Origin of the sequence: Streptomyces sp. SID12488, assembly GCF_010548275.1 — a bacterium.
Classification (GTDB): Bacteria; Actinomycetota; Actinomycetes; order Streptomycetales; family Streptomycetaceae; genus Streptomyces.
Genome location: NZ_JAAGLT010000018.1, coordinates 71,100 through 83,976, shown reverse-complemented (window position 1 = coordinate 83,976; position 12,877 = coordinate 71,100). Strand labels below are relative to the sequence as shown.

At 69.0% G+C, this 12,877-nt stretch carries 12 protein-coding genes; all 12 read right to left on the bottom strand.

The genetic code is table 11. The features are described 5' to 3' along the window. Window positions 1-54 precede the first annotated feature (54 nt). Entirely contained in the window at window positions 55-1,335 is a 1,281-nt protein-coding gene (locus G3I56_RS25545) for a DivIVA domain-containing protein (protein ID WP_164412778.1), read from the bottom strand. Window positions 1,336-1,381: 46 nt separating this feature from the next. Beyond that, on the bottom strand, window positions 1,382-1,672 hold the full coding sequence (locus G3I56_RS25540) for a YggT family protein (protein WP_164412776.1): 291 nt from the start codon (window positions 1,670-1,672) through the stop codon (window positions 1,382-1,384). A 98-nt stretch (window positions 1,673-1,770) separates the two neighbouring features. Then, window positions 1,771-2,430 carry a cell division protein SepF gene (gene sepF / locus G3I56_RS25535; protein ID WP_164412774.1) on the bottom strand — a complete coding sequence of 220 codons (660 nt, stop codon included), beginning with the start codon at window positions 2,428-2,430 and terminating at the stop codon, window positions 1,771-1,773. A 129-nt stretch (window positions 2,431-2,559) separates the two neighbouring features. After that, window positions 2,560-3,279 (bottom strand): YggS family pyridoxal phosphate-dependent enzyme, encoded by a 720-nt coding sequence (locus G3I56_RS25530; RefSeq protein WP_164412772.1) that lies wholly within the window; start codon window positions 3,277-3,279, stop codon window positions 2,560-2,562. Window positions 3,280-3,285: 6 nt separating this feature from the next. Further along, window positions 3,286-4,023, bottom strand: a complete 738-nt coding sequence (gene pgeF / locus G3I56_RS25525; protein ID WP_164412770.1) for a peptidoglycan editing factor PgeF — start codon at window positions 4,021-4,023, stop codon at window positions 3,286-3,288. Further along, complete coding sequence (ftsZ, locus tag G3I56_RS25520) at window positions 4,020-5,207, bottom strand: cell division protein FtsZ (protein ID WP_164412768.1); 1,188 nt, start codon at window positions 5,205-5,207, stop codon at window positions 4,020-4,022. The genes pgeF and ftsZ overlap by 4 nt, the downstream gene beginning before the upstream one ends. A gap of 276 nt (window positions 5,208-5,483) precedes the next feature. Further along, window positions 5,484-6,302, bottom strand: a complete 819-nt coding sequence (locus G3I56_RS25515) for an FtsQ-type POTRA domain-containing protein (protein WP_164412766.1) — start codon at window positions 6,300-6,302, stop codon at window positions 5,484-5,486. 25 nt (window positions 6,303-6,327) lie between these two features. Continuing rightward, on the bottom strand, window positions 6,328-7,419 hold the full coding sequence (gene murG, locus G3I56_RS25510) for an undecaprenyldiphospho-muramoylpentapeptide beta-N-acetylglucosaminyltransferase (RefSeq protein WP_164412764.1): 1,092 nt from the start codon (window positions 7,417-7,419) through the stop codon (window positions 6,328-6,330). A gap of 6 nt (window positions 7,420-7,425) precedes the next feature. Beyond that, window positions 7,426-8,796, bottom strand: a complete 1,371-nt coding sequence (ftsW, locus tag G3I56_RS25505) for a putative lipid II flippase FtsW (RefSeq protein WP_164412762.1) — start codon at window positions 8,794-8,796, stop codon at window positions 7,426-7,428. Window positions 8,797-8,961: 165 nt separating this feature from the next. Further along, window positions 8,962-10,413, bottom strand: a complete 1,452-nt coding sequence (gene murD, locus G3I56_RS25500) for a UDP-N-acetylmuramoyl-L-alanine--D-glutamate ligase (RefSeq protein ID WP_203690632.1) — start codon at window positions 10,411-10,413, stop codon at window positions 8,962-8,964. Continuing rightward, the gene (gene mraY / locus G3I56_RS25495) at window positions 10,395-11,468 is read right to left on the bottom strand and encodes a phospho-N-acetylmuramoyl-pentapeptide-transferase (RefSeq protein WP_164412759.1); all 1,074 of its coding nucleotides are present in this window, start codon (window positions 11,466-11,468) and stop codon (window positions 10,395-10,397) included. The genes murD and mraY overlap by 19 nt, the downstream gene beginning before the upstream one ends. Beyond that, window positions 11,465-12,877 (bottom strand): UDP-N-acetylmuramoyl-tripeptide--D-alanyl-D-alanine ligase, encoded by a 1,413-nt coding sequence (gene murF / locus G3I56_RS25490; RefSeq protein ID WP_164412757.1) that lies wholly within the window; start codon window positions 12,875-12,877, stop codon window positions 11,465-11,467. The genes mraY and murF overlap by 4 nt, the downstream gene beginning before the upstream one ends.

The window sequence follows — 12,877 nt, the reverse complement described above, 5'->3', positions numbered from 1 at the left end:
AAATCCGGGGCCCCGCCCTGAACGCCGACGACGCCTAAGGCGTACTAAAGGCCGTCAGTTGTCGTCCTCGTCGATCAGAAAGCCGCGCATCGGTGAGGGAGCCTGACCCATCGGAGACGGGCCCTGCGGCCGGACCGGAGCCATGGGCTGGGTCATGGCCGGGGACATCTGCTGCTGGCCGCCGTAGGACGGACCGGCCGGGCCGGGACCGCCCATACCCTGGCCACCCATGCCTTGGTTGCCCATGCCCTGGTTGCCGCCGCCGTACGACGGGGCACCGGCGCCGGCCGGAGCCATCGAGGGCGCCGGGGACGGCGGCAGGGAAGCCGCGGCCGGAGCACGCGGCGGGGCCAGCGAGTCGTCGGCCTGGGTCTCCAGCTGACGCAGCTGCGACTCCAGGTAGGACTTCAGGCGGGTGCGGTACTCGCGCTCGAAGCCGCGCAGATCCTCGACCTTGCGCTCCAGCGTGGCGCGGGCGGACTCCAGGGAGCCCATCGCGACGCGGTGCTTCTCCTGCGCATCCCGCTCAAGAGCGTCGGCCTTGGCGCGGGCGTCGCGCTCCAGGCCCTCGGCGCGGCTGCGGGCCTCGCCGACGATCTTGTTGGCCTCGGAACGGGCCTCGGCGATCGCCTGGTCGGCGGTCTGCTGGGCCAGCGAGAGAACACGCGCGGCACTGTCGCCGCCGGGACCCTGACCGGGGCCGCCCATCATCTGCGGGGGACCGCCCATCGGGCCGCCCATCTGCTGCATCTGACCCTGCATCTGCTGACCGGGCATCTGCTGCATCTGGCCGGGCATGCCGCCCTGGCCCATCTGACCCTGCATCGGGCCCTGACCCATGGGGCCCTGACCCATCTGACCCTGCATCGGGTTCTGGCCCATGGGGCCCTGACCCATCTGGCCGGGACCCTGCGGGCCACCCTGGCCCGGGGGCAACTGCGGCGCACCGCTGGGCAGCTGGGGCGGGCCGCCCATGGGGCCGCCCATCTGCTGCTGCGGCGGACCCGATATGCCGGCGGGCACCGGGCCGCCGGGGCCTCGCATGCCCTGCGGCATGCCTTGCTGGGGCATGCCCTGTTGCTGCATCCCCTGCTGCTGCATGCCCTGCTGCTGGTCCTGTTCCGGAGGCTTGCGCATGCCCTGCTGCTGGTTCTGGGCAGCGGCACGCGTGGCAGCGGCCAGCTTGGCGCGCAGGTCCTCGTTCTCGCGGAGCAGGCGGGTCAGTTCGGCTTCAACCTCATCGAGGAAGGCATCGACCTCGTCCTCGTCATAGCCTTCTCGGAGGCGGACGGTCGTGAACTGCTTGTTCCGCACATCCTCGGGGGTCAATGGCATCTCTTCACCTCAACGTAGTCGTCGGCATTCGGCAAGACCGTATCGTTCACACCAAAACCGCCCTGACGACGGTGATCAGGATGTACACGATGATCATCAGTACGAAGAAGGACAGGTCGAGTGCCACGCCCCCGAGACGCAACGGCGGGATGACCCGCCGCAGAAGCTTGAGCGGTGGATCAGTGACAGTGTAGGTGGCCTCCAGAATGACCACCATCGCCTTGCCGGGCTGCCATGAGCGGGCGAACTGGAAGACGTAGTCCATGACCAACCGGAAGATCAGCACGATGAGGAAGCACATCAGCGCGATGTAGAGAACCTGTCCAACCACGCTCATGATCCGCGCTTCCCTCTCCCCATGTTTCCGTGCTGCTGGTACCGCCGTTGGTACCGCTGTTGGTGCTGCCTTGTTGCCGCTGTTTCCGGTCGTGCGTCTCAGCTCTGGTTGAAGAACCCGCCCTCTGCGATGCGGGCCTTGTCCTCCGCCGTGACATCGACGTTAGCAGGCGACAACAGGAACACCTTCTGCGTCACCCGCTCGATGCTGCCGTGAAGACCAAACACCAAACCGGCCGCAAAGTCGACAAGTCGCTTCGCATCTGTGTCATCCATCTCAGTGAGATTCATGATCACAGGCGTGCCCTCACGGAAGTGTTCCCCGATGGTACGGGCCTCGTTGTAGGTCCGGGGGTGGAGCGTGGTGATCCGGTAAGGCTCTCGTTCCGACACGACCTTGGGCATGATCACCGGTGCGTTCTTCTCCATGCCTTGACGTTCTTGTGTGATGGACGCCACGGGCGCGATCCGCGCCGGACGCCCGGATTCCGCGCCCAGCGAAGCCGAATGCGCCACCGGATCACGCGGAGCGGACGGCTGCACCACTCGTACCGATTCGTCCCTTTGGGACTGATGCGGCTGGTGGGACTGGTGGGAACCGTGCGGCTGGTGCGAGGGCTCACGCCGCCGCAGGTCGCGCTCGGGTTCGGGGTCGAGTTCGGGCTCGAAGTCGTCATCGGGGTCGAATCCCCGGCCGTCGTACCCATCGTCCTCCACGAGGCCGAGGTAGACCGCCATCTTGCGCATCGCGCCGGCCATGCTCTGAGTCCTCCGCTCTGTGGTGGATCGACTGACGAATGCCAAGTGCCCGCGATCCACGAGGTCGTTATTACCGCCTCGCAGCGGTAATGACCATATTTTCTGCTGTGGTCCGACTTCCTGGCGACGTTACCCGAGCCTGGGACGGACTCCGAGTACCGCACTGCCGACGCGTACATGTGTCGCCCCGGCCGCCACGGCCTTTTCGAGGTCCGCACTCATCCCTGCGGACACCATGTTCGCAGCCGGATGCGTGCGGCGCATAGCAGTCGACAAATCCATCAGCCTCTCGAACGCCACAAGTTCACGTCCGGCGTACGGTCCGGTCAGCGGTGCGACGGTCATCAGCCCCTCCAGCCTGAGCCCCTCGGCCCCGGCCACCATGTCGGCCAACTCCCCGATTCCGCCCGGCCCGACGCCTCCGCGCTCCCCGCGCGCGCTCTCCTCCGCGTCCAGCGCGACCTGGATCAGACAGCCCACCTCGCGCCCGGCCCGTACGGCCTCCCTGGACAGTCCGGAGACCAGCCGGTCACGGTCGACGGACTGCACGACACCGGCGTAACCGACCACGGAACGCACCTTGTTGGTCTGCAACTGGCCCACGAAATGCCAGGTGAGCGAAAGATCCGCGCACGCCTCGGCCTTCGGTGCCGCGTCCTGGTCGCGATTCTCGGCCACGTGGCGCACACCGAGCTCCCACAGAATCCGCACATCGCTCACGGGGTAGGTCTTGGTGACGACGATCAGCGTCACCTCCTCGCGCTTGCGGCCCGCCGCCGAGCAGGCCGTCGCGATACGCTCCTCGACTGCCGCCAGATTTGCGGTGAGTTCGCCCTTACGGTCCGTCATGTCCTATCAGTCCAGCCAGACATAGCCTGCGAGCCGCCCGGTGGTCCGGTCGCGGCGGTACGAGAAGTGGTCGGCGGACTCCAGGGTGCACACCGGCGACTGCTGCCGGTCACGCACCCCGAGCCGCTCCAGCTGGGCGTGCACTCCCGCGACCACGTCGACCGCCGGGGTGCCCCAGCCGGTCTCGGCGTACGCGGCGGGTTCGACGGCGGCGACGTCGGCGCGCATCTCCTCCGGTACTTCGTAGCACCGGCCGCAGACCGCGGGGCCGGTGCGGGCGACGATCCGGGCGGGGTCGGCGCCGAGGGATTCCATGGCGTCCACCGCGGCGGGGACGATCCCGGCGACCATACCCGGCCGGCCCGCGTGGGCAGCGGCGACCACCCCGGCGACCGGGTCGGCCAGCAGGACCGGGACACAGTCGGCGGTGAGGACGGCGAGGGCGAGACCGCGGGTCGCGGTGACCAGGCCGTCGACGGGCGGGGCGTCCTGGGTGGTCCACGGCCCGTCGACCTCGGCGACGTCGTTGCCGTGCACCTGGTTCATCCAGACCACCCGTTCCGGGTCGAGACCCAGGGACTTGGCGGCCAGTTCACGATTCGTGCGGACGGCTTCGGGGTCGTCGCCGACCGCTCCGCCGAGGTTGAGCTCCTCGTACGGAACGGCGCTCACCCCGCCCCACCGGTCGGTGAAGGCGAAGTGCGCGCCGCTCACGTCGCTCGTTCCGGAGCGTTGTCCTATCACTTCAGGAAGTCCGGTACGTCCAGCTCCTCCGCCGTGCTGTCCGAGTAGGACCGGGACGGCGGAACCGGCGGGGAGACCTGGATCTCGTTGACCGGCTCCGGGGCGGGCGCCGGGGCTTCCCTCGGCGTGACACTGCCGAGCGACCCGAAGGACGGACGGCTCTCGGCCCGTACCGGCGTGGGTTCGTCACGCTTGGCGCCGGCCGAGCCGAGGATGTTGTCGCGCTTCGGCGGAGGCTGGCCCCCGTCGAAGCCGGCCGCAATGACCGTGACCCGGACCTCGTCACCGAGCGCGTCGTCGATGACCGCGCCGAAGATGATGTTGGCCTCGGGGTGCGCGGCCTCGCTGACCAGTTGGGCGGCCTCGTTGATCTCGAACAGACCGAGGTCGGAGCCGCCGGAGATGGAGAGCAGGACGCCCCGGGCGCCGTCGATGGAGGCCTCGAGGAGGGGCGAGGAGATCGCCATCTCCGCCGCCGCCACCGCGCGGTCGTCACCACGGGCCGAACCGATGCCCATGAGAGCCGAACCGGCCTCGGACATCACGGACTTGACGTCCGCGAAGTCGAGGTTGATCAGACCGGGGGTGGTGATCAGATCGGTGATGCCCTGAACGCCGGAGAGCAGGACCTGGTCCGCCGACTTGAAGGCGTCGAGGACCGAGACCTGGCGGTCCGAGATGGACAGCAGCCGGTCGTTGGGGATGACGATGAGGGTGTCGACCTCTTCGCGGAGTTCCGCGATGCCGTCCTCGGCCTGGTTAGCGCGGCGCCGCCCTTCGAAGGTGAAGGGGCGGGTGACCACGCCGATGGTGAGGGCGCCGAGGTTGCGGGCGATGTTGGCCACGACGGGCGCGCCGCCGGTGCCGGTACCACCACCCTCGCCGGCCGTCACGAAGACCATGTCGGCCCCCTTGAGGACCTCCTCGATCTCCTCGCGGTGGTCCTCTGCCGCCTTGCGGCCGACGGCCGGGTTGGCGCCGGCGCCGAGTCCGCGGGTGAGTTCGCGGCCGACGTCGAGCTTGACGTCGGCGTCGCTCATCAACAGCGCCTGAGCATCGGTGTTGATGGCGATGAACTCGACGCCCTTCAGACCGACCTCGATCATCCGGTTGATGGCATTGACACCACCGCCGCCGACACCGATGACTTTGATGACTGCGAGGTAGTTCTGCGGTGCTGCCACGTCGAAGGCCTCTCGCCTCGAGTTACGTGTCGCCGTTCGCGATTGCGGCGAACGGACAACTCATGCCGAAGTGGGACGGTCCGAACGCCGACCCGAACCCTAACGTTGAAGTTTAGGGTTACCAGTGTGTCTGTTCCTTGGACTCTTCCGAACAGGACACTAAGTCGACAAGTGGCGCACGTTCAACGAACACGCCGAACCTCCCGTTTTTCTTTTCACCCTATGTGATCAGCCATAGCGATGCCCAACCAGGGTGGTGGCCTGCACGGACAGGCGTCAACTCCCTGATGACGCAGGGGCGGTGGGGACACTCACGTCGAAGTGCCGCGCACCCGGAGCCGCTTTCATGAGGGCGGTGAGCGCACGGGCTTTCGCGCCGCCCTTCTCACTGCTCCCCCACTCGACGGTCCGGCCGTCGCCCAACTCCAGCGAGACGGAGTCGTACGAGCGCACCTCGACGGTCCGGACGGCGCGCGCGACGGCACCCGGCAGTTCACCTGCCACCCGCACCGCCTCGCGCACCAGCCGGTCACTGCCGAAGCGGCGCAGACTGGCGGTCTGCGAACCGGTCCGGGACAGCGTCAATTCCAATACGGGTACACCTTTGGGCGCATCTGAAACCGTCGCGAATCGCACGCCTTTCGCGTCCACTTCGACATACTTGCCCCCATTCCCGGTGCTTTCGACAATCAGGACAGGGGTACGTTCGACCACTTTCAGCCCGATTCCGTGCGGCCAGGATCGAGTGACCTCAACCGAGTCAATTCGGGGCAATTTCCGGAGCAGTCGGGACTCGATCGCGTCGGTGCCGACGGAAACGAGCGGTTCCCCGACCGGCACGTCGGCGGCCTCCCGCACCTGTGCCTGCGTCAGAACACCGGTCCCCGACACCGACACGCGCTCCACCCGCGTCCACCGGGAGCCGTAGAGGACCCAGAGGGCGCCCCCGCCGAGGACGAGCAGGGCGAGGGCCAGGAGGACGACCGTACGCAGCCTGCGCGGCCCCAGGCGGCCGAGGAGGCCCGGCCGACGGGGCGGGCCGGAGGTGTCCTGCTGCCGTTCGCCGCGTTCCGCGGTCGTCGCTCCTCCGGCCACGCCCTTTCCTGCCTTCCTTCGTCGCCTAGCGGTGGCGCGAGGCGATCGCCTCGTACACCATGCCGACGAGCAGCTCGTCGGCGTCCCGGCGGCCGAACTCGCTGGCGGCGCGGGACATCTCGTACAGCCGGTGCGGGTCCGCGAGGACGGGCAGGACGTTCTGCTGCACCCATTGGGGCGTCAGTTCCGCGTCGTCGACCAGGAGTCCGCCGCCGGCCTTGACCAGCGGCTGGGCGTTCAGCCGCTGTTCGCCGTTGCCGATGGGCAGCGGTACGTAGGCGGCCGGGAGTCCGACGGCGGAGAGTTCGGCGACGGTCATCGCGCCCGCGCGGCAGAGCATCATGTCGGCCGCGGCGTACGCGAGGTCCATCCGGTCCACGTACGGTACCGGGATGTAGGGGGGCATCCCCGGCATCTGGTGTACCTGCGGCAGTTCGTTCTTCGGGCCGACCGCGTGCAGCACCTGGATACCGGCCTGCTGGAGGTACGGCGCGACCCGCTCGATCACCTCGTTCAGGTGCCGGGCGCCCTGCGAACCGCCGGAGACCAGCAGCGTCGGCAGGCTCGGGTCGAGCCCGAACGCGGCCCGCGCCTCGGGGCGTACGGCGGCCCGGTCGAGGGTGGCGATGGAACGGCGCAGCGGGATGCCGATGTAGCGGGCACCGCGGAGCTTGCTGTCCGGGGTGGAGACGGCGACCTGGGCGGCGTACCGCGAGCCGATCTTGTTGGCGAGGCCGGGACGGGCGTTGGCCTCGTGGACGACGATCGGCACACCCAGGCGCTTGGCGGCGAGGTAGCCGGGCAGGGCCACATAGCCGCCGAAACCGACAACCGCGTCGGCCTTGGTGCGTTCCAGGATCTGCTCGGCGGCCTTGATCGTGCCGCGCAGCCGTCCGGGGACGGTGATCAGTTCGGGGGTGGGCTTGCGCGGCAGGGGGACCGCTGGGATCAGCGCCAGGTCATAGCCCCGTTCGGGGACGAGCCGGGTCTCCAGACCGCGTTCCGTGCCCAGGGCCGTGATCCCCACTGTGGGATCAGCCCTGCGCAGGGCGTCCGCGAGGGCGAGCGCGGGCTCGATGTGACCGGCGGTCCCCCCACCGGCGAGTACGACATGCACCGAAATTCACCGCTCTCCGGACGAACGCGCCGCCGAGGCACGCCGTCTCATCGTTTTCCATCTCCGGGGGCTCCGATCGGACACCGGGCCCCCGGCTCCCCGCTTTCTACCAAAGCGAGGTTGCCGCAACGAAAGCGCCGCCCGCGCCCCCGGTTCGTCACGGGCGAAGGCGATCAGCAGTCCGACGGCGAACATGGTCGGCAGCAGGGCGGAGCCCCCGTAGGAGAACAGCGGGAGCGGGACACCGGCGATCGGCAGCAGGCCGAGCACCGCACCGATGTTGATCACTGCCTGAGCGGTGATCCAGGTGGTCACACCTCCCGCGGCGTACCTCACGAAGGGGTCCTCCGTGCGTCCGGCCACGCGGATACCCGCATAGCCTAGGGCCGCGAAGAGGGCGAGTACCGACAGCGTCCCCGCCAGGCCCAGTTCCTCCCCGGTGACGGCAAAGATGAAGTCGGTGTGCGCTTCGGGCAGTTGCCCCCATTTTTCCACACTCGCGCCGAGGCCCGAACCGAACAGGCCACCGGAGGCGAGCGCGTAGATGCCGTGCACGGCCTGCCAGCAGGAGTTGGCCCCGGTGCCGGGCTCGGTGGCGCCGATGCACTGGAAGCGGGCCATGCGGTTGGGGCTGGTCTTGATGAGGACCAGGCCGATGAACGCTGCGACGGACAGCACGCCCACGAACAGTCGCGTGGGCGCCCCGGCCAGCCACAGCAGCCCGAACAGGATGGCGGTGAGGATGATCGCCGTCCCCATGTCGCCGCCGAGCATGATCAGGCCGAGCAGCATGAATGTCACCGGGACCAGCGGCACCAGCATGTGCTTCCACTGCGTGAGCAGCCGCTTGTCCTCCTTGCGCGCGATCAGGTCGGCGCCCCACAGCACCAGGGCGAGCTTGCCGAACTCGCTCGGCTGGATCTGGAAGGAGCCGCCCAGCGAGATCCAGTTCTGGTTGCCGTTGATCGCCAGCCCTATCCCGGGTACCTGCACGAGAACCATCAGGAAGACGGAGCCGGCGAGGATCGGGTAGGCGAGCGCCCGGTGCAGCTTCACGGGCATGCGCGAGGCCGCGAACAGCAGCACGCCGCCGATGGAGGCCGCGAGGAACTGCTTGCGGAAGAAGAAGGACCCGGGCAGCGACAGCTGGAGCGCCTTGATCTGGGAGGCCGAGTAGACCATCACCAGCCCGAGCACCGTGATCAGCAGGGAGCCGCCGAGGATCACGTAGTACGCGGTCAGCGGCCGGTCCCAGGCCCGCTGCAGGCGCCCGTGAAGGCGGCGTACGGGGTTGTCACGGGGCGGCCGGGGAGCGGCGGGCCGCCGAACCCGCACGCGTCCCTGAACGGGCGCCTGCCCGGTACGACTACTGACCATCAGAGCCTCCCCGCGCCCCAGAGTGGCGCGGGGCTGTTTCCGATCTGCGGCTCCGCCGCGGGGCGCGACCAGCCCCCACGGGCCCGCAGCGAACGACCCACCGACAGTTCCCGAGCCACATCCCAGTCACGCGTCCCTCCAGGCACCGCGGCCGAAGACCGACCGTCAGGTCCCCGCAGCGAGTTCGCGAACGGCCTGCGCGAACGCGTCACCGCGCTTGTTGTAGTTGGCGAACATGTCCATGGAGGCACAGGCCGGTGCCAGCAGCACCGTGTCGCCCGCCTCGGCGAGCCGCCGGGCCTCCTGAACAGCCGCGAGCATCGCCCCAGTGTCGGTCCGGTCGAGGTCGACGACGGGTACTTCCGGGGCGTGTCGCGCCAGGGCTTCGCCGATCTGCGCACGGTCGGCGCCGATCAGCACCACCCCACGAAGTCGCTTTGCCGACTTGGCGACCAGTTCGTCGAAGGTCGCGCCCTTGGCGAGCCCGCCGGCGATCCACACGATCGACTCGTACGCCGCCAAGGAGGCCTCGGCCGCGTGGGTGTTGGTCGCCTTGGAGTCGTCGACGTAGGCGACCCCGTCCACGTCGGCCACGTGCGCGATGCGGTGCGCGTCCGGGGTGAAGGCCCGAAGGCCGTCCCGGACCGCCTTCGCGGGCACCCCGTAGGCGCGTGCGAGGGCAGCCGCGGCAAGGGCGTTGGCGATGTTGTGCGGGGCCGGCGGGTTGACGTCCGCCACCTCCGCCAGTTCCTGGGCGTTCCGCTGCCGGTTCTCGACAAAGGCGCGGTCGACCAGGATGCCGTCCACGACGCCGAGTTGGGACGGTCCGGGCGCGCCGAGCGTGAACCCGACGGCCCGGCAGCCCTCCTCGACGTCCGCCTCGCGCACCAGGTCCTCGGTGGACGGTTTGTCGGTGGCATCCACGTTGTAGACACAGGCGACCCGATTGCCCTCGTAGATCCGGCCCTTGTCGGCGGCGTACGCCTCCATGGAGCCGTGCCAGTCGAGGTGGTCGGGGGCGAGGTTGAGGACGGCGGCGGAGTGGACGCGCAGGGAGGGCGCCCAGTGCAGCTGGTAGCTGGAGAGTTCGACGGCGAGTACATCGAGATCGCTGTAGGTGCCCTCGCCGAGGACCACGTCGATGATCGGCGTGCCGATGTTGCCGACGGCGGCCGTACGCAGGCCTGCCGCCCGCAGGATCGAGGCGAGCATCTGGGTGGTGGTCGTCTTGCCGTTGGTACCGGTGATCGCCAGCCAGGGCGCGGCATCCGGGCCGCGCAGCCGCCAGGCGATCTCCACGTCACCGACGACGTCCACACCCGCCTCGGCCGCAGCCGCGAAGAGCGGTGAACTCGGCTTCCAGCCGGGCGAGGTGACGACGAGTCCGGTGCCCTCGGGCAGCGTCTCCGCGTCCCCGAGGCGTACCTCGATGCCCTCCAGGGCCGCCGCGCGTTCCCGGTGGGCCTCGGAGTCCCCGCCGTCCACGACGGTGACCAGGGCACCGAGGGCGGTCAGGGCGCGGGCGGCGCTGATGCCGCTCACCCCGAGACCGGCGACGGTGATCCGCATTCCGTCCCAGTCGCCGCCCTGACCGGATGTCACTTCTCGGCCGCCCATCCCGCGTAGAAGATGCCCAGTCCGACGATCACGCAGATGCCCTGGATGATCCAGAAGCGGACCACGACCAGGACTTCGGACCAGCCCTTGAGCTCGAAGTGGTGCTGGAGCGGCGCCATCCGGAACACGCGCTTGCCGGTCATCTTGAACGAGCCGACCTGGATGACCACCGACATGGTGATCAGGACGAACAGGCCGCCGAGGAGCGCCAGCAGCAGTTCCGTACGGGAGCAGATCGCGAGGCCGGCGAGCGCGCCGCCCAGGGCCAGTGAACCGGTGTCGCCCATGAAGATCTTGGCGGGCGACGTGTTCCACCACAGGAAGCCGAGGCAGGAGCCCATCAGCGCCGAGGCGACCACGGCGAGGTCCAGTGGATCTCGTACCTCGTAGCAGGCCGACGGGTTGGTCAGGGTCATCGCGTTGGCGCAGGCCTCCTGGAACTGCCAGACGCCGATGAACGTGTACGCGCCGAAGACGAGGACGGAGGCGCCGGTGGCGAGGCCGTCCAGACCGTCCGTCAGGTTCACGCCGTTCGACATGGCAAGGATCATGAACAGCGCCCAGACGACGAACAGCACCGGGCCGATCGTCCAGCCGAAGTCCTGCACGAAGGAGAGCTTCGTGGAGGCCGGCGTGTTGCCGAGGTTGTCCTTGAACTGGAGCGAGAGCACCGCGAAGGCGATACCGACGGTCAGCTGGCCGGCCATCTTCGCCTTGGCCCGCAGACCGAGCGAGCGCCGCTTGACGATCTTGATGTAGTCGTCCAGGAAGCCGACGAGGCCCATGCCGCCCATCAGACCGAGCACGAGCAGCCCGGAGAAGGTCGGCGGCTTGCCGGTGATCACCTTGGACAGGAAGTACGCGGCGAACGTCGCCATGATGAAGGCGATACCGCCCATGGTCGGCGTACCGCGCTTGGCATGGTGCTCGCGCGGGCCGTCGTCACGGATGTACTGGCCGTAGCCCTTCCGTGCCAGCAGTTTGATCAGCAGCGGGGTGCCGATCAGCGTCAGGAAGAGACCGATGACTCCCGAGAACAGGATCTGGTTCATCATCGGACGGCAACCTCACCCTCGGCGCCGGGCAGCAGCGCCTGCGCCACCCGTTCGAGCCCGACCGACCGGGACGCCTTCACGAGCACGACATCCCCCGGGCGCAGCTCGCTGCGCAACAGGTCGACAGCCGCCTGTGCGTCGGACACGTGCACCGACTCCTCACCCCACGAACCCTCGTTATATGCGCCCAGTTGGAGCCAGGACGCTTCCCTGCCCCCGACCGCGACGAGCTTGCCGACATTGAGCCGGACGGCCAGCCGTCCGACCGCGTCGTGCTCGGCGAGCGCCTCGTCCCCGAGCTCGGCCATCTTGCCGAGCACCGCCCACGTACGGCGTCCCCTGCCCATGGCCGCGAGCGCGCGCAAAGCCGCTCGCATGGACTCGGGGTTCGCGTTGTAGGCGTCGTTGACGATCGTCACGCCGTCCGGGCGCTCGGTGACCTCCATCCGCCAGCGGGAGAGGGAGCCCGCCTCGGAGAGCGCGGTGGCGATCTCGTCTGCGGACATGCCCAGCTCATGGGCGACGGCGGCGGCGGCGAGCGCGTTCGACACGTGATGCTCACCGTACAGGCGCATGGTCACGTCGCTTGCACCGGAGGGTGTGTGGAGCCTGAAGGCAGGCTGTCCCCTGTCCGTGAGTCGTACGTTCTCGGCGCGTACGTCCGCTTCGCCGGACTCGCCGAAGAAGATCACCTTCGCCTTTGTTCGAGTCGCCATGGCCCGTACGAGGGGATCGTCGGCATTGAGGATCGCGGTGCCGCCGTCGGCCTCGGAGGGCAGCGCCTCGACGAGTTCGCCCTTCGCCTGTGCGATCTGTTCGCGTCCGCCGAACTCGCCGATGTGGGCGGTGCCGACGTTGATGACGAGGCCGATCCGCGGGGGCGTCAGTTCCGTCAGATAGCGGATGTGACCGATGCCGCGGGCGCCCATCTCCAGGACCAGGAACCTGGTCTCCTCGGTGGCGCTCAGCGCGGTCAGCGGCAGCCCGATCTCGTTGTTGAGCGAGCCGGGCGTGAAGACCGTCGGTGCCTTGTGCCGGAGCACCTGGGCGATCAGGTCCTTGGTGCTGGTCTTGCCCGCGGAGCCGGTGAGGGCCACGAGGGTCGCGCCGAGCCTCTGGACCACGTGCCGCGCGAGGGCGCCCAGCGCCCGTTGTACGTCGTCCACGACGACCGCGGGCACACCGACCGGCCGGGAGGCCAGTACGGCGACCGCGCCCGCCTCGACGACCGCGGCGGCGAAGTCGTGGCCGTCGACGTGCTCGCCGGCGAAGGCGACGAAGAGGCTGCCGGGCTCCACCTCACGGGAGTCCCTGACGACCTGTCCGGTGACCTGGACCGACGGATCCGGTATGTCGTAAGTCTGCCCGCCGACGACAGCTGCGATCTCGGCGAGGGAGAGGGCGATCAC